This is a genomic window from Chryseobacterium formosense (assembly GCF_900116415.1).
Lineage (GTDB): Bacteria > Bacteroidota > Bacteroidia > Flavobacteriales > Weeksellaceae > Chryseobacterium > Chryseobacterium formosense.
In genome coordinates, this window is sequence record NZ_FPAP01000002.1 from 489,994 (window position 1) to 506,988 (window position 16,995).

A 16,995-nucleotide genomic window follows, 5' to 3' on the forward strand; every position below is an offset into this window, starting at 1 on the left:
TTTTAAAACCTATTGAGAAAATTAGTTTTATTTTTTCTTCTGTTATCTATAATTAAAACTTATTCCCAGCAAAAACTGAACTGGGCTGAAGTTTTATATGGAGATATTAGAAGTTTAAAAGAAAATAAGATTAAAATCTTAAAGCTTAAAAAAGGAGATGAAGTTTTACGAACTGTTGAAGTGATCTCGGATAATTCGATTGTTGCAAAAGACTCTTTAAATGAAGTTTATTTTATATTTGATAATCAAAATCGATTGTTTTCTATAAATTCTTTTCGAAATAAACAGAAGCAAAAATTTAGATTAAACTTTCAAGATAATTTTATCAATGGAATTTCAAGGTCAGTTGATGAAAACGGAATAGAGTTTTACAGTCAGTGGTCAAAAATTATCTTCAATAACCTCTCTTATGAAGAGAAAGAAACTTATAGTTTTGATAAGAATAAGAATGATTCTTTAAATGTTTTCAGAATAAAATATTTCTTTAATAAAGAAAATTTTGATTTAGGTTACAAAGGAACATATCAAAATGGGAAAATTTGGAACAAGAAATATTTTAATCAAACTGAAGTAAAAAAAGAAGTATTTGCTGATTATTATATCATAGATTCCATTTTACAGAAAGATTATAAAGTAACGAAGTATCATTTTGAAAATTATCCCGACCATCAAAATATAAAAATCGAAAATGATTCTGCCTTAACCATTCAAAAAAAATTGGGAAAGATGATCAGTGAAAAATTAGAATATGCTTCTGTTCCTTTCAGAGAGATTTTCTACGATGAAAACGAGAATGTAAAAGAAAAAATTATTTATAAAAATTATCAAAACTCCTTTAATGAATGGGTTTTGTGGGAAGAAATAAAATATGACGGAAAAGGAAAACGGCTGAGCCGAAAGTTTCCCAATAAAGATACTTATAAACTGAAAGATGGAACTTTGGTTTATAGAAAAAATATGAATAGAGTAAGGACTTGTGGCAATACTTACTCTGTCAAGAGAAATTCTTCATTTAATTATTTACAAAGCTATTCTTCATCGATATTATTTAGTATAAAATGGGCGAAAAACTTTACAGATAATTTTGATACATATAGTATAGAAGAAGATGAAGAAATGATCTATGGGCAGTTAGATTTTAATATGAATGGGGTTGCCAAAATTATAGGTGATTATTCCGCATCAACAGATGTGAAAAATGAACTTGTAAGAACATCCAAGTCAATGACAAGAAACGGAAGAAACTTAAAATATTTTAAAGATTTGGAAGTAGAAGCTGAAACGAATTCAGGAAAAAAATATAGAATTAATCTTTCACAGAATCCTGAACTTCTATCTTTCCCAATTCACACGTTTTTAATAAAAGAAGAATATTAAACAAAACAAAATGCAAACAACAGATACAGTATTAATGATAGAGCCAATCGCATTCGGTTACAATGCAGAAACGGCAGAAAACAATTATTTTCAGGTAGAACAAAAAGGTGCGGATATTCAGTCAAAAGCTTTGGCGGAATTCAAAATCTTTGTTGAGAAACTGAAAAGTAAAGGAATTAATGTCATTACCATAAAAGATACCATCGATCCCCATACTCCGGATTCTATTTTCCCAAATAACTGGGTAAGCTTTCATAAGGATGGAAAAGTAGTTCTATATCCGATGTTTGCTTCCAACAGAAGAGTGGAGCGAAGAGAAGATATTATTGAGACAATAAAAAATCAGGGTTTTGAGGTTGCTGAAATTGATGATTGGTCGTTACCGGAAATTCAGGGACATTTTCTTGAAGGAACAGGAAGTATGATTTTTGACCACGACAATAAAATTGCTTACGGTTCGGTTTCTTTAAGATTAGATGAAAATCTTTTCAGAGAGTTTTGTTCTAAATACGGATTTACCCCGGTTGTTTTCCACTCTTTTCAGACGGTAGGAGAAGAAAGACTTCCGATTTACCACACCAATGTGATGATGTGTGTTGCCGATAAATTTGTGGTCATTTGCCTTGATTGCATCGATAATGAATTGGAAAGAAGCAAAGTAACCGAAACAATAAAAAATTCAGGAAAAGAAATCATCGAAATCTCTGAAGAGCAGATGCAGCAGTTTGCAGGAAATATGCTTCAGGTTCAAAATCAAGAAGGCGAAAAGTTTTTGGTCATGAGCCAGACTGCTTATCAATCATTAAATCAGGATCAGGTTTCTAATATTAAAAAATATTGTGAGATTATTTATTCAGATTTAAATACAATTGAGGTAAACGGAGGCGGAAGTGCACGTTGTATGTTGGCGGAAGTTTTCTTACCTAAGAAATAATATAATAAATTTTAAAAATAACAGAGCTCTTATCAAAACTTTGATAGGAGTTTTTTATTGATTCATTATCAAACAACCTTCCAAAAATTCGACTAACTTTGTACAAGTGAAAAATGTTGTTATGATAAAAAAGTTATCTATAAGTCTGGGAATTTTGATTTCAGCATTCTCTTTTTCTCAGCAAAAAACCTATTGCAATCCAATCAATATCGATTACGGTTATACCCCTTTTGAAGTTTTTTCGAAGCAGGGAAAACACCGTGCAACGGCGGATCCAGTGATTGTAAATTTCAAGAAAAAACTTTTTCTTTTTTCGACCAACCAGGAAGGATATTGGCACAGTGATAATATGCTCGACTGGACTTTTGTGAAAAGAAAATTCCTTCGAGATAATAAATATACCCACGACTTGAACGCCCCCGCAGTTTGGGCAATGAAAGATACTTTATACGTTTATGGCTCAACCTGGGAACAGGATTTTCCGATCTGGAAATCTACGAACCCTACAAAAGATGACTGGAAAATTGCTGTCGATACATTAAAAGTCGGAGCTTGGGATCCTGCTTTTCATTATGACGAAGATAAGAACAAACTCTTCTTATATTGGGGATCAAGTAATGAATGGCCGCTTTTGGGAACAGAGGTTAAAGTAAAAAATCTACAATCTGAAGGTTTTGTAAAACCTATTTTAAGACTAAAACCTGAAGATCATGGCTGGGAAAGATTCGGTGAGTATAATGACAACGTTTTTCTGCAGCCTTTTGTAGAAGGAGCTTGGGTAACGAAGTACAAAGACAAATACTATATGCAATACGGAGCTCCTGCAACAGAGTTCAGCGGATATTCTGATGGTGTTTATGTATCAAAAAATCCTTTGGAAGGCTACGAATACCAACAGCACAATCCGTTTTCCTATAAACCGGGAGGTTTTGCAAGAGGAGCGGGGCACGGGGCAACATTTGAAGATAATTTTAAAAACTGGTGGCACGTTTCAACCATTTTTATTTCCACTAAAAATAATTTCGAAAGACGTTTGGGAATCTGGCCTGCAGGTTTCGATAAAGACGATGTGATGTACACCAACACCGCTTACGGAGATTATCCAACTTTACTACCTCAGTTTGCTCAAGGGAAAGATTTTTCAAAAGGGCTTTTCACGGGCTGGATGTTGCTGAATTATAATAAACCGGTTCAGGTTTCATCAACTTTAGGAGGGTATCATTCCAATTTTGCAGTAGACGAGGATATTAAAACATATTGGAGTGCCAAATCAGGGAATTCCGGAGAATGGTTTCAGACTGATTTGGGTGAAGTTTCTACCATTAATGCCATTCAGATTAATTATGCAGATCAGGATGCTGAGTTTATGGGAAAAACAGAAGGGAAAATGCATCAGTATAAAATCTATGGTTCAAATGACGGCAAAAAATGGAAGGTCATTGTCGACAAAAGCAAAAATACCAAAGACGTACCTCACGACTATATAGAATTAGAAAAACCTGCTGAAGCAAGATATTTAAAAATGGAAAACCTCAAAATGCCGACAGGAAAATTTGCATTAAGTGGTTTTAGGGTTTTTGGAAAAGGGGCGGGAATAAAACCCGGAAAAGTACAGGGATTTGTTCCGTTAAGAGCTGATGCTAAAAAGTATGGTGAAAGAAGAAGCATTTGGATGAAATGGCAACAGAATTCTGAAGCAGACGGATATGTGATTTATTGGGGGAAATCTCCTGATAAATTATATGGAAGCATTATGGTTTACGGAAAAAACGAATATTTCTTTACGGGAGCAGATAGAGTAGATTCTTATTATTTCCAGATTGAAGCGTTCAATGCCAACGGAATTTCAGAAAGAACAGAAGTCGTGAAGTCTGAATAATTAATTTGAACCATTAAGATTTATTAAGGAGTTAAGGGAGATTAAGGTGAATATAAAATTTCTTAAGCACATTGCTTAAATTTGCTTGCAAATTCTTAATTTATCTAAATACCATAATAAATCTTAATGATTAATTCTACAACGCTTTGGGAACCTCCAAGGCGTTTTTTTATTTGGTATGTTTTAGAAATTCATCAATTCTGTTAATTATGATAGGAGCATTTTTCTCGTTATCCCAGTCAAGATGACCTCCGGGAAACTCAAATGACTGGTTGACAACTTTATTCTTATTTAAAACAGAATCTAAAATTTTCTTTTGTGATAAAGGGATGACCTGATCGTTGTTTCCATAAAATGAAATTGTTGCGGGAGTGTTTTCATTAATCCAAAAAACAGGATTGGGAATATCTATGTTTGTAATATCGGTAGGTGTAGGTTGTGTTGCATCTATCATCTTTTTTTCAACAAAAGAATAGTCAGAATAATTTCGGAAATCAGGATGAGTTAAATCTGCAGGGCCTACAATGTTTACTACCGCTTTTACATTGGTTCTATGCTTGCTTTCAAAAATTCTATTATAAGCATATAGCATTGATAAATGTGCACCTGCGCTGTTGCCTATCAAAATAAATTTTGGGTTTAGCTTTAATTCTTCAGATTTTTTGGCTAATAATTCTAAAGCATTGTCGATATCATCTGTTTGTGTCGGAAGAATGAAAGAATGATCATCTGCCAATCTGTAATTAATATTTGCAAAAGCATAGTCGGGAAATTTTTCCATCAATGAAAGTGTAAAATAGGTGAGATTAGATTTATCTCCGGCTTTCCAACCACCTCCGTGAATGAGTACAAAAATACCTTTTATTGAATCCTTGTTTTGGGGTAAGTAAAAATCAAGCTTTTGTGAAGTATTTTCACCATAAGATATGTTTTCTTCAATTTTAAAAGAAACTCCGTCTTTAAATGTAATATTCTTATCATTACAACTTAAAAATATTGTCAGTATAAATAAAAGAAACACATATTTTTTCATAACCATAAAAATAATAAAACCCGCAATCTCTCAGCGGGTTTTGTACAAAATAAATATATATATGAAAATGATGAATGTTATCTCGTTCTGCTTTTGATGTCGTCTGAAGCGCCCTCAATGTTTCTTACTTTCTTCACTTTTTGGTTTCCGAAGTTGTACGTAATGCTGAAAGTTCCGCCTCTTCTGAACTGGTCGTTTCTTACATAGTTGTAATTTCCGTTGGCTTGGTAATCTTCAATTTCCACAATGTTTGTTCTTAAAACATCATTTAAGTTTAAAGCAAATGTCCAGTCGTTCCAGTTTTTCTTGATGCTTAAATCTAAACTCATCAGGTTTTTAAGCATTCCCAATTCGATTTGCTGCTTGTCGACAAAGAAATAATTTACACCTAAAAACCAGGTTTTCTTTTTGTCTAAACGGATCGTGTTGTTGGTTTGAATAAGGATACTTGTAGAACTTATTTTGTTTTCATACAAAGGGAAAACATCTCCGGAAGTAGGGTCAACGCTTAAGCTACCATTATTTACATTTCTCTGAACTCCGATATTAAAATTTGTAGTTAAATATTGATTAAAGAATGTTTTCTGCATTCCCAACATTACAGACATTTCCTGTTTGTCACCAAAATTCGTACGGATGTATCGTAGTTGTTTATAAGAATCTTTTATCGGAAGATTGGTTATAGGATCAATAACAGGATTTCCGTTCGCATCTCTTCTGTCTTTTAAAATGTCTCTTTGAAGTGGAACCTGCGTAATAACATCTTTGAATAATGAATGATTTACAATCAGGAAATAAGAATTTTTAAACATATAAGTCAATTCCTGATTATAGGTTGAAGATGCTTTTACAAAAGGATTATTTTGGGTATAATTGTCTTCAGTAAGAATATTTCTCACCGGATTCAGTTCCCAGAAGCTTGGTCTTCTCATTCTGCTGGAAAATGCGTACGAAATATTATTTTTATCGTTAATTGCATAATTTAAACTTAAATAAGGAAGCACATTGTTGTAATTTCTTTCGATTCTTCTATATTCCTCAGCTGCATTGTCAGATGTTCCCAAGCTGTTTGTAATCTCATATCTTGTTCCGATTTTCCCGGAAAATTTATCCGAAAACTTCTTCTCTAATGTAAGATACATACCATAAATGTTTTCATCATAGATGAAATGGTTTGGTGCAGACTCAGTAGGTTCTCCTTCTATGAAAGTGTCGTTTTGGGTATCGTTATCGGTTTTAGTTTTATTAAAGTTTCCTCCGATTGAAACGGTAAAGTCATTTTTAAACTTCTGAATATAATCTACAGTACCCGAAAAGTTATTGATGATTTGTGGAAGATTTTGATAAATGGTTTGACTCAAATTTTTATCATTTCCCATAGCATCTGCGAAATAAGTTTTATTGTCTGTAAACTGAAATCTCCTGTAATTAAGATAAGCCGCATTTACATTCAATTTACTTCCCAGAGAATCGGTTTTCAATTCGTAATTTAAATTAACAGAATTATTATACGAACGAGCATCTTCTCTATTTCTTGAGTTGGTATAATTGGTTATATAAGACTGTGATTCTGTGTCAAAAGATTTAATGGTATTGAATAAATTAACCGTAGAATTATAGCTTTTGTTGGCATTCGAGTTCCAGGATAGTGCTAAATTGCTTTTTTCGGTTAATTGATAATCAAAATTCAGATAACCCCCGATGTATTGGTTTGGATCATCAATATTCCCCGTAGATTCGTTGGAAGATAAATCATTACCGTTTCTCAAAACATAATGTTGCGCCTGAATATTATCGCCACCGTAAAGATTTGCACTTATTCCCAGCTTGTCTTTTCTATAGTTTGCAGAAAAACTTGCAGAGCTACCATTGTATTTATTCTGAGAATTAGACATTCTCATATTTCCGTTCAAACCGTCACTCATTTTCTTTTTCAGAACAATATTGATGATTCCGTCTGAAGCTTCCACCTGAAACTCACTTCCGGGAACAGTGATTACTTCAATTTTCTGAATGTTTTCGGCAGGAGTGTTTTTTAGAAACTGAGCAAGAGATTCAGCATCCATATTAGATTTTCTGCCGTTTATGTAGATCAGAGCATTGTTTTTTCCTGCGATTTTAAGAGTCTTGTCATCCGTAGTTGAAAGAAGCGGTGTCTGTCTTAAAAGATCAAAAGTTGTATTTCCTTTTGTAACAGGAGATGCAGCTACATCATAAACAAAACGATCGCTCTGTTTTTTGAAAACCTGCTTCGTCATTACAACTTCCTCAATTTTCTGGGTCTTTACCGAGTCATTTTTTTTCTCTTGTGCAAATGTAAATCCGCTTAAGAAAAGTGCTGCTATAAATATTTGAGTTTTCATAATTGTTATATTTTAAGTTTAGATGCTTGTATTTGTTATTAATTTACATTGCAAAGATATGTAATAAATTAAGTATCTTGCAATACAAAGTAGTGAAAATGTTTTTATTAAAATTATAACTGATTGTTTATCAGTTAATAAAAATGTTTTTAAAATTTTACTACTTCCAAGTTTATATACAATAAGACAACTAAAGCAGATATTTTGTTACAAAAATTATTAAAAAAAATTACTTCAGCAATTGAAATTTGTAGGTACAGATTTCAATAGTCTTCAGACAACAGGAGATATTAATTTTACGGCAACTTCTCCTACTACAAGTTTGGGTAATCTTACTATTTGCACTGCTGTGACAGAATTTATTACGAGTCAAACAGATACACAGGCTGTTAAATATTTTGTTTCTCCAATAATTGCTGGTGGAAATTCACAGACTCCGGCTCCAACGATAGGATTTTATGTAAGTTCACAAAGTGCGGCAGGAGGTTTTTATCTGAACTCTCAAAACGTGCCTGGAGTTGGAACTTATACCTCTAATTTTAGTTTGGAATCTTCGGGAGGACTTATAAATGCTAACGGAAATAATCTTACAATGCAAATAAGCAATTATGGAGCGGTAGGACAATACATTGATTTTACAATAAACGGAACTTATACCAATACAGCAGGTTCACATACATTAAGTGTGACAGGACATGTTATTAGAGATAATTAATAGATGTAAATCGTAACAAAAGAGAGGCCGTAAGAAAGCCTCTTTTTTTATTCTCTGTCGAAACGAGCAAGTTTTTTATCGATCCAAATAGTGGCAAAAGGGAAAAAAGCAGCAATCAAAGCAAAAATGCTGTCTTCGTCGTCCCAGGAATAAATTTTTCTAGTAGAAGGCACGAATAAAAGGTATAACGTGAAAAATAATCCGTGAATACTTCCGATCGTACTGATATAAATAATGGCGAAAATGCTTTCAGGCTCAACCCTGATCCAGATCATCGCTGTAAACAAGAAAAACCAGGAAATTGCCTCCGCTAAACAGATCTGCTTAAACCATCTGATGATTTTTTCCTGAGAATATTTTGAGAAAAGATTTTCGAGAAACTCCATTACATTAAATCTTAATTTTGACTAACAACTAACAACTAACAACTAACAACTAACAACTATTATTTGTAAAAACTACTTCCGTCCAGATACTCGAAAACTTCCGGAGGCAGCATTGGTCTTACATTTTTACCCAGCATAATCATATTTCTGATTTCAGTTGCCGATAGTTCGATAACAGGTGCTTTGATTAATGAAATGTTTTCATGCTGAAGATAATCCGAATCTTTCTTTTCACCTTCAAAGACTCTAGGATAAACAATAATGTGATGATTTTTCAGAAGAATTTCATAGTTTTTCCATTTATGGAGACTCTTCAGATTGTCTTCACCCATGATGAGACTAAAAGAATAATCAGGATGTTTCTCTTTAAGATAGGTTAAAGTATCAATTGTATAGCTCGGTGTTGGAAGAGAAAATTCGACATTGGAAGCACGCATTTGCGGATAATTCTTGAGCGCCAATTCTACCATGTCGAGACGATTGTGATCATTTAATAATGATTTTTTTTCTTTAAATGGATTCTGAGGACTTACCACGAACCAAAGCTCATTCATATCCGAATTTTCCAGGATATAATTAGCCAATATCAAATGTCCGATATGGATTGGATTAAATGATCCGAAGAATAAACCGATTTTTTTCATTTTCATTATTTTTTACCACGATGTTCACTAAGATTTTTCACAAAGTGCACGGGTTTAAAAACTTCCATCTTTCAACACCCCGCTTTCATCAGAATGAAACTTCACATCTTTGATATTCAAACAATGCGTTACATTTCCTTTCCAATGATTTTCTTCGAGAGTAAATGCGATATCGAAACTTTTGGTTCTGAAATCATCGGCGTATTGGCCAAGTTTAAAACCGACACACTCGATATTTCTTCCGGTAGATTCCTGTTTGATGTAAAATTTCAGGTGATTGTTATCTTTTCCCATCGTTTTTAGATAGCCGGAAATTTTCTGATTTTTTAAAACCAGATTGGGCTTCATATTGTGAGGTCCGAAAGGAGCAAGTTTCCTGTGGAAATTAATAAAATCTCTGTTGATTTCATCAATGTCAACATCGCAGTCAACCGTAATTGAAGGTTCTTTTTGATGGTCTTTTATTTTCTCGGCAACGATTTTTTCAAACTTAATTTTAAAATCTTCAAATTTCGATTTTTCCATTGAAAGACCTGCAGCAGCGTGATGACCTCCGAATTTCAGGAAATATTCAGAACACAGATCCAACGCTTCATGTACATCAAAATCCGAAACGGATCTTGCAGAAGCAACCATTTCACCGTTGTTTCCGTCAGTGAAAACCAAAGTTGGTTTGTAGTGTGTTTCTATTAATCTGGAAGCAACAATTCCAATGACGCCTTTGTTCCATTCAGGATGATAAACAATCGTAGAAAACTTTGTTTCCTGGTGAGATTCAATAATCTGGTTTAACGCAGAAAGGGTAGAGTTCATGTCCAGTTCACGACGTTCATCGTTGAGATTCATGATGTCGTCTACAATTTGGTGAGCGTGTTTCAGGTTGTCTGAAACCATTAATTCTACAGCGGCTTTTCCATGCGAAATTCTTCCTGCAGCGTTAATTTTCGGAGCAATTTCAAATACAATATTCGAAATTTCAAAATGAGAAAGTTTATCTTCCGGGATGAGAAGTCTCAGTCCCATATTTCGGGTTTTTCTGAGCATTTTTAAGCCCATTTTAGCCAAAACTCTGTTTTCCCCGGTCATTGAAACAATATCGGCAGCAATTGAAATAGCTAAAAGATCAGTTAGCTCAAAAAGCTCCTGTTCAGGAATTTTATAAATGGTGTTCAGACCCTGGCAAAGTTTAAAACCTACACCACAACCTGAAAGTTCTTTGAAAGGATATCTGCAGTCGCTTCTTTTAGGGTCTAAAACCGCGGTTGCATCAGGAATTTCATCACCTGGTAAATGGTGATCACAGATAATGAATTCAATATCTTTGCTTTTGGCATAATTAATCATATCTAAAGCCTTGATACCGCAGTCTAAGGCAATGATGAGTGTAAAGCCATTTTCTTTGGCGAAATCTATTCCTTCCGTTGAAATTCCGTAACCTTCGGAATTTCTGTCGGGAATATAAAAATCTAGATATTTTTTATGAACGATTTTTCTTAAATAAAGATACATTAATGCGACAGCGGTAGTGCCGTCTACATCATAATCTCCGTAGATTAATATTTTCTCTCCGTTTTCAATAGCAGTGGCAATGCGCTCTACGGCTTTTTGCATATCGGCCATCAGAAAAGGACTGTGAATATCATTCATGTTGGGCTTGAAAAATTCTCTCGCCTTCTGGTAATTGTCGATTCCCCTTAGAACCAATAATTTGGACTCAAAAGTTCCAAAACCAAGCGACGAACTCAATCCATCAACAATCTCTTCATCAGGTTCGGGTTTATAAATCCATTTTTGACTCATGTCACAAAAATAGGTAAAATTTATTTGAAAAGCTATTGGAAATTTATGCTTTAATATATTTCAATCTGTGCAGGAAGACAATTAATTTTTAGATGATATGATAAAAGTCTTTATGAATTATAGAATAAATTCTACATCCCGATAAAAGTCTTTTTTCCGAATTGTTTATCTTTGTTCCACAAATTATATAATATGAAAAAAATACTGGTTTCTGCACTTTTCATTGGTGCTTCAATGGCTGTTAATGCTCAAAAGATTAATCTGGGAAAAGCTGCCGGTGTGGTTTCTAAAGGTGCTTCTGCACTCACTTTCTCTAATGCGGATGCTGTAAAATTATCCAAAGAATCGGTAGATTATATGGATAAGAATAATCCAGTTGCTGGTCCGAAAGATCCTTATACGGTAAGACTAAACAAGCTTTTTGCAAAACACAAATCTCAGGACGGATTAAACTTAAATTATAAAGTTTACAAAGTTTCCGACATCAATGCTTTTGCTTGTGCAGATGGAAGTGTACGTGTCTTTTCTTCATTGATGGATATCATGACGGATGACGAATTGCTTGCAGTAATAGGGCACGAAATCGGTCACGTAAAAAATGAAGATACAAAAGATGCCATAAAGTCTGCTTATCTGAAAGCTGCTGCGTTGGATGCTGCTTCATCTGCTTCGTCTACGGTTGCCAATTTATCTGAAAGCCAGGTAGGGAAAATGGCAAATGCTTTTCTGGATGCTTCACACAGTAAAAAACAGGAAAATCAAGCTGATGATTATTCTTATGATTTTATGAAATCTAATAACTATAATGTTGTTGGGGCGTATACGGCATTTAAGAAACTGGCACTACTTTCAGAAGGAAGTACACAGTCTAAATTCCAGAAAATGTTTAATTCGCATCCGGACAGCAACAAAAGAGCTGAAGCGATTAAGAAAAGAGCTGAAAAAGATGGTCTTTGGAAAGATCCCGGAACAGTTTCTTTGCCTAAGACTAAGCTAACGAAATAATAGAATTTTTATAATTAAACAGAAACTCCTCAAAATTAATTTTGAGGAGTTTCTGTTTAATAAGTTTAAATGTTTGTTGAAATTAAGCGTACATTTTTTCTCTTAATTCTTTTACTTTTTTATCAGCAAGATATTCATCGTATGTCATCTCTCTGTCGATGATTCCGTTTGGAGTAAGCTCGATGATTCTGTTACAGACTGTTGAAAGCATTTCGTGGTCATGAGAAGCCAATAAAAGATTTCCTTTAAAGTTCGACAGTGAGTTGTTCAGCGTTGTGATGCTTTCCAGGTCTAAGTGATTGGTAGGTTCGTCTAATAAAAGAACGTTTGCTTTCTGAAGCATCATTCTGCTGAACATACATCTCATTTTTTCACCTCCTGAAAGTACTTTACAAGATTTCAACGCTTCATCACCGGAGAATAGCATTCTTCCTAAGAATCCTCTTACGAATTCTTCGTGACGCTCTTCATCGTTTTTCGTGAATTGTCTCAACCAATCTACCAAGCTTAAGTCTTCCTGGAAGAAGTTTGTATTGTCCAAAGGCATGTGAGATTGGTTTGTAGTAACTCCCCAAGCAACAGTTCCTTTGTCTGCTTCTGTATTTCCGGCCAAGATTTCGAAAAATTCTGTAATTGCCAAAGAGTTTTTAGAAATTACAGCAACTTTATCACCTTTTTTTAGATTTAAATCGATGTTTGAAAATAATAACTCTCCGTCTTTTGTTTTCTCAAGACCTTTCACATCTAAGATCTGATCTCCAACCTCTCTTTCAATTTCGAAAATAATTGCCGGATACCTTCTAGAAGAAGGTTTAATATCATCGATGTTCAATTTATCGATCATTTTCTTTCTTGCAGTTGCCTGTTTAGCTTTTGCAACGTTTGAGCTAAATCTAGCGATGAAGTCCTGAAGTTCTTTCTTCTTTTCTTCCGCTTTTTTATTAGCCTGAGCTCTTTGTCTTGTTGCTAACTGAGAAGCTTGGTACCAGAAAGAGTAGTTACCCGTATAAAGATTTAATTTAGCATAATCCAAGTCACCGATGTGCGTACAAACTGTATCTAAGAAGTGACGGTCGTGAGATACAACGATTACCGTGTTTTCATAGTCTGCCAAGAAATCTTCCAACCAAGAAATAGTGTCAATATCAAGGTCGTTCGTAGGTTCATCCAGAATAAGTACATCAGGATTTCCGAAAAGCGCCTGAGCCAAAAGAACTTTTACCTTGTCTTTGTTTTCAAGCTCGCTCATCATTTGCCAGTGCATATCATCTGTAATACCAACGTTTGAAAGCATGGTTTGAGCATCAGATTCTGCGGTCCATCCTCCCATTTCGTCGTAGATTACACCTAGTTCACCTGCTTTAATCCCGTCTTCATCAGAGAAGTCTTCCTTGGCATACAGCGCGTCCATCTCCTCTTTTATCTCGAATAATTTTTTATTACCTCTCAAAACCGCTTCAAGAACAGTATATTGGTCATAAGCAAAGTGATCCTGCTCAAGAACTGACATTCTTTTTCCAGGTTCCAAAGATACGTGTCCTGTTGTTGGGTCTTGTTTTCCTGTTAATATTTTAAGGAATGTAGACTTTCCTGCACCATTTGCTCCGATAATCCCGTAGCAGTTTCCTTTCGTAAACATAATGTTTACCTCGTCAAAAAGAACTCTTTTCCCGAATTGTAAAGATAAGTTAGATACTGTTAACATATAGTTTTGTAAATTTGCGCAAAAATACGAAAAGAATTTGGGTAAATGATAATATTGTAATACTCAAGTTTTTATATGAAAGCAAATTTTGTATTTTTAATAACAAAATTTAAGAATAATGAAGATTGAAAAAACAGTCAGAATATTAAATAAAAGAGCACGCTTTGAATATGAAATTCTCGAAGAAATAGAAGCCGGAATGGTTTTGACAGGTACGGAAATCAAATCTCTTCGTATGTCTAAGGCATCGATCACAGAGTCTTTTTGCCAGTTTATTGAAGGGGAATTATACGTCATTAATATGATGATTGATGAATACAAATTGGGAACTTTTTATAATCATAAAACAAAAAGGGAACGGAAGTTGCTCTTGCACAAAAGAGAATTGTTAAAATTTGAAAAAAAGCTTAAGGATGCAGGAAATACAATTATTCCTTTAAAACTTTATATTAATGAAAGAGGCAAAGCTAAAATTATTATCGCTTTAGGAAGAGGTAAAAAACTCTTTGATAAAAGGGAGGCCATAAAAGATAGAGAAAATAAACGAAACCTCGATAGAATATTAAAGAAAAGTTAAAAATCATCCTGAAAACTTTGTTTATAAAGAAAAATTATATTTATTTTGCAATATCAATTATTTAATCATTTAATTCTATGAAAAATCTAAAATTAGGAATTTCAGCATTGGCGCTTACGGTTGCCTCTACTGTTTTCGCACAGACGACCAACAATCCGTGGATGATCGGAGTTGGTGCTCATGCGGAAAACCATAAAGCACAAGCGGGTAATTTTAGCAATACCTTCTCTGCTTCTAATTTGACGAAGACTATGTTCAATATGGACAACTTCTCAATTACACCTCCATTATCTAAATTAACAGTTGCTAGAAACATCGGTAAAGGTTTAGTTATCGACTGGCAAACTACTGTAGGTAATGTTGAAAACCAGAGATTCAATATGGGTAAAGAATTCATGTTGATGACAGGTCTTGGTTTCCAGGCTAAAGCAGCAGGCCTACTTTGGAATGAAGAATCTTGGTTCGATCCTTATTTAAGAGTAGGTGCTAACTATTTAAGACATGACTATACATCTCTTTCTTTCCCAAGAACTGATGTTAACGGAGTTGATAATGGAAACGGAGAAAACGGAAATGAGCAAGGAAAAGCTAATCATTTCACTGTTTCAACTGGTGCTGGTGTTAACTTCTGGTTGACTAAAAACTTTGGTTTAGGTGTTCAGGGAGACTATGTTTCAACTCCAGGTGATAAAGCTACTTATGCTAACTTCTGGCAAGCTTCTGCTTCTTTGAACTTTAGATTCGGAAACAGAGACAGAGATAAGGATGGTATCTTAGATAAAGACGATTTATGTCCAGATACACCAGGTTTACCAGAATTTCAGGGATGTCCTGATACAGATGGTGACGGTGTTCCAGATAAAGACGATCAGTGTCCAGAAGTTGCAGGTCCGGTTGAAAACAACGGATGTCCTTGGCCAGATACAGATGGTGATGGTGTAATCGACAAAGATGACGCTTGTCCATCAGTTGCAGGTCCTGCAGAAAACAACGGATGTCCTTGGCCAGATACAGACGGTGATGGTATCTTAGATAAAGATGATGCATGTCCTACAGTTCCTGGTGTTCCAGAACACAACGGATGTCCTCCTCCAGCACCAGTAGAACCAATTGATGTAGTTATTACAAGAGAATTCAAAGATCTATTGTTTGACTTCAACAAAGCTACAATCAAACCAGAATCTAATGGTAAATTAGAGACTGCTGCTAAGATTATTAAAGACGCTCCTGCTCAGAATTTCGTAATCATCGGTATGACTGATAAGAAAGGTAGCGAAGCTTATAACTTGAACTTATCTAGACAAAGAGCTGCGGCAGTAGTTGCTGCTTTAGAAGCTAGAGGTGTTAGCGGATCAGTATTGAAATCTATCGGTATTGGTGAGCAAGAAGCTACAGTTCCTGAAACAGCTTCTGATGCTGAAAGACAAGCAGACAGAAAAGTTGTTGTAAGAGCGATCTCTGGATCAGAGTGGGAAACTTACAAGAAGTCTGACTTACCAACTAAAAAAGCTCCAGCTAAGAAAAAAGCTCCAGCTAAAAAAAGAAAATAATTAATTTTTCTAAATAATAAATACCTCCGGTTTCCGGGGGTATTTTTTTTGTTGTTGATTTTGAGTATTTTTGTCGAAATTTAAATCTAAAATGGGAAGAGCGTTTGAATATAGAAAAGCTTCTAAAATGGCTCGTTGGGATAAAATGGCCAAAACTTTTTCTAAAATAGGAAAAGATATTGCATTAGCTGTAAAAGCAGGTGGAGCCGATCCGGAATCGAATCCGGCATTAAGAAGATGCATCCAGAATGCGAAGGGTGCAAATATGCCAAAAGATAATGTAGAAAGAGCGATCAAAAAAGCAAGTGGTGCTGATGCTGAAAACTACGAAGAGATCACTTATGAAGGATACGGTCAAGGTGGTGTTGCATTTTTTATAGAGTGTACAACAAACAACACGACAAGAACTGTAGCTAATGTAAGGGCAGTTTTCAATAAATTTGATGGAAACCTTGGTAAAAATGGTGAACTAGCTTTCATCTTCGACAGAAAGGGGATTTTCACAATCGATTTGGCTCAGATCAAAATGGAATGGGATGATTTCGAAATGGAAATGATCGACGGAGGAGCTGAAGATGTTGAAAAAGATGAGGAAGAAGTAATGATCACGACTGCATTTGAAGATTTCGGTTCTTTATCTCATAAATTGGATGAGCTTGGAATTGAAGCAAAAAGTGCAGAGTTGCAAAGAATTCCAAACAATACGAAAGAGGTTACGGTAGAGCAGTTTAAAGCAAATATGAAAATGCTTGACCGTTTCGAAGAAGATGATGACGTTCAAAACGTTTATCACAATATGGAAATTACAGACGAGCTTTTAGAGTCTCTTTAAAAAATAACTCTGTTTGTGGCAGAGAGAAATTTATCGCCACGAATACACGAATTAATATCATAACCCTTACTCAAAGATGTAATGATATTAAATTTGTGTATTCGTGGCTTTTTTAAACAGTACAGCAACAAAAATAATATAGCATTCATATACAGTTAATTTTCAATTAGTTTCTTTGCAAAAGAATCAATTGTG

The 16,995-nt window shown here is 34.5% G+C and carries 14 protein-coding genes; 8 read left to right on the forward strand and 6 right to left on the reverse strand.

The features are described 5' to 3' along the window. Positions 1-12: 12 nt before the first annotated feature. The 3 genes from BM371_RS08500 to BM371_RS08510 all read left to right on the forward strand — a co-directional run bounded on the left by BM371_RS08500 (position 13) and on the right by BM371_RS08510 (position 4,190). Positions 13-1,377 (forward strand): hypothetical protein, encoded by a 1,365-nt coding sequence (locus BM371_RS08500; RefSeq protein WP_034678051.1) that lies wholly within the window; start codon positions 13-15, stop codon positions 1,375-1,377. A gap of 10 nt (positions 1,378-1,387) precedes the next feature. Next, positions 1,388-2,311 carry a citrulline utilization hydrolase CtlX gene (gene ctlX, locus BM371_RS08505; RefSeq protein ID WP_034678053.1) on the forward strand — a complete coding sequence of 308 codons (924 nt, stop codon included), beginning with the start codon at positions 1,388-1,390 and terminating at the stop codon, positions 2,309-2,311. 121 nt (positions 2,312-2,432) lie between these two features. Beyond that, positions 2,433-4,190, forward strand: a complete 1,758-nt coding sequence (locus tag BM371_RS08510) for a discoidin domain-containing protein (RefSeq protein ID WP_117601834.1) — start codon at positions 2,433-2,435, stop codon at positions 4,188-4,190. 169 nt (positions 4,191-4,359) lie between these two features. Here BM371_RS08510 and BM371_RS08515 read toward each other — a convergent pair whose 3' ends face one another. Together BM371_RS08515 and BM371_RS08520 are read right to left on the reverse strand one after the other, a co-directional pair. Then, complete coding sequence (locus BM371_RS08515; protein WP_034678303.1) at positions 4,360-5,223, reverse strand: alpha/beta hydrolase; 864 nt, start codon at positions 5,221-5,223, stop codon at positions 4,360-4,362. Positions 5,224-5,300: 77 nt separating this feature from the next. Further along, positions 5,301-7,586: an outer membrane beta-barrel family protein gene (locus BM371_RS08520; protein WP_034678055.1), complete on the reverse strand. Its 2,286-nt coding sequence runs from the start codon at positions 7,584-7,586 to the stop codon at positions 5,301-5,303. Between the two features lie 241 nt (positions 7,587-7,827). Here BM371_RS08520 and BM371_RS08525 point away from each other — a divergent pair, with 241 nt between their 5' ends. Further along, positions 7,828-8,301 carry a hypothetical protein gene (locus BM371_RS08525; RefSeq protein ID WP_034678057.1) on the forward strand — a complete coding sequence of 158 codons (474 nt, stop codon included), beginning with the start codon at positions 7,828-7,830 and terminating at the stop codon, positions 8,299-8,301. Positions 8,302-8,348: 47 nt separating this feature from the next. Here BM371_RS08525 and BM371_RS08530 read toward each other — a convergent pair whose 3' ends face one another. Genes BM371_RS08530 through recJ form a run of 3 tightly spaced genes read right to left on the reverse strand, consistent with a single transcriptional unit; the run spans position 8,349 to position 11,131 of the window. Next, positions 8,349-8,687 carry a DUF3817 domain-containing protein gene (locus BM371_RS08530; protein ID WP_034678058.1) on the reverse strand — a complete coding sequence of 113 codons (339 nt, stop codon included), beginning with the start codon at positions 8,685-8,687 and terminating at the stop codon, positions 8,349-8,351. 59 nt (positions 8,688-8,746) lie between these two features. Further along, positions 8,747-9,331 (reverse strand): nicotinate (nicotinamide) nucleotide adenylyltransferase, encoded by a 585-nt coding sequence (gene nadD, locus BM371_RS08535; protein WP_034678304.1) that lies wholly within the window; start codon positions 9,329-9,331, stop codon positions 8,747-8,749. A 54-nt stretch (positions 9,332-9,385) separates the two neighbouring features. Continuing rightward, entirely contained in the window at positions 9,386-11,131 is a 1,746-nt protein-coding gene (gene recJ / locus BM371_RS08540; protein ID WP_051882917.1) for a single-stranded-DNA-specific exonuclease RecJ, read from the reverse strand. A gap of 192 nt (positions 11,132-11,323) precedes the next feature. Here recJ and BM371_RS08545 point away from each other — a divergent pair, with 192 nt between their 5' ends. Continuing rightward, complete coding sequence (locus BM371_RS08545; RefSeq protein ID WP_034678060.1) at positions 11,324-12,136, forward strand: M48 family metalloprotease; 813 nt, start codon at positions 11,324-11,326, stop codon at positions 12,134-12,136. A gap of 82 nt (positions 12,137-12,218) precedes the next feature. Here the strand turns inward: BM371_RS08545 and BM371_RS08550 are convergent, their stop codons facing one another. Continuing rightward, positions 12,219-13,841, reverse strand: coding sequence for an ABC-F family ATP-binding cassette domain-containing protein (locus BM371_RS08550; RefSeq protein ID WP_034678062.1), 1,623 nt, complete (start codon positions 13,839-13,841; stop codon positions 12,219-12,221). 118 nt (positions 13,842-13,959) lie between these two features. Here BM371_RS08550 and smpB point away from each other — a divergent pair, with 118 nt between their 5' ends. The 3 genes from smpB to BM371_RS08565 all read left to right on the forward strand — a co-directional run bounded on the left by smpB (position 13,960) and on the right by BM371_RS08565 (position 16,800). Continuing rightward, complete coding sequence (gene smpB, locus BM371_RS08555) at positions 13,960-14,418, forward strand: SsrA-binding protein SmpB (RefSeq protein ID WP_034678064.1); 459 nt, start codon at positions 13,960-13,962, stop codon at positions 14,416-14,418. Positions 14,419-14,495: 77 nt separating this feature from the next. Further along, on the forward strand, positions 14,496-15,968 hold the full coding sequence (locus BM371_RS08560) for an OmpA family protein (RefSeq protein ID WP_034678065.1): 1,473 nt from the start codon (positions 14,496-14,498) through the stop codon (positions 15,966-15,968). A 91-nt stretch (positions 15,969-16,059) separates the two neighbouring features. Continuing rightward, a complete protein-coding gene (locus tag BM371_RS08565; RefSeq protein WP_034678066.1) occupies positions 16,060-16,800 on the forward strand; it encodes a YebC/PmpR family DNA-binding transcriptional regulator in 741 nt (246 codons plus the stop codon). Positions 16,801-16,995 lie beyond the last annotated feature (195 nt).

Bases quoted from the DNA above. Each gene is read 5' to 3' on its own strand.
- BM371_RS08550 (WP_034678062.1), bottom strand. From the start codon at position 13,841: ATGTTAACAGTATCTAACTTATCTTTACAATTCGGGAAAAGAGTTCTT.
- BM371_RS08520 (WP_034678055.1), bottom strand. From the start codon at position 7,586: ATGAAAACTCAAATATTTATAGCAGCACTTTTCTTAAGCGGATTTACA.
- BM371_RS08530 (WP_034678058.1), bottom strand. From the start codon at position 8,687: ATGGAGTTTCTCGAAAATCTTTTCTCAAAATATTCTCAGGAAAAAATC.
- ctlX (WP_034678053.1), top strand. From the start codon at position 1,388: ATGCAAACAACAGATACAGTATTAATGATAGAGCCAATCGCATTCGGT.
- BM371_RS08510 (WP_117601834.1), top strand. From the start codon at position 2,433: ATGATAAAAAAGTTATCTATAAGTCTGGGAATTTTGATTTCAGCATTC.
- BM371_RS08560 (WP_034678065.1), top strand. From the start codon at position 14,496: ATGAAAAATCTAAAATTAGGAATTTCAGCATTGGCGCTTACGGTTGCC.
- BM371_RS08545 (WP_034678060.1), top strand. From the start codon at position 11,324: ATGAAAAAAATACTGGTTTCTGCACTTTTCATTGGTGCTTCAATGGCT.
- BM371_RS08515 (WP_034678303.1), bottom strand. From the start codon at position 5,223: ATGAAAAAATATGTGTTTCTTTTATTTATACTGACAATATTTTTAAGT.
- BM371_RS08565 (WP_034678066.1), top strand. From the start codon at position 16,060: ATGGGAAGAGCGTTTGAATATAGAAAAGCTTCTAAAATGGCTCGTTGG.
- recJ (WP_051882917.1), bottom strand. From the start codon at position 11,131: ATGAGTCAAAAATGGATTTATAAACCCGAACCTGATGAAGAGATTGTT.
- smpB (WP_034678064.1), top strand. From the start codon at position 13,960: ATGAAGATTGAAAAAACAGTCAGAATATTAAATAAAAGAGCACGCTTT.
- nadD (WP_034678304.1), bottom strand. From the start codon at position 9,331: ATGAAAAAAATCGGTTTATTCTTCGGATCATTTAATCCAATCCATATC.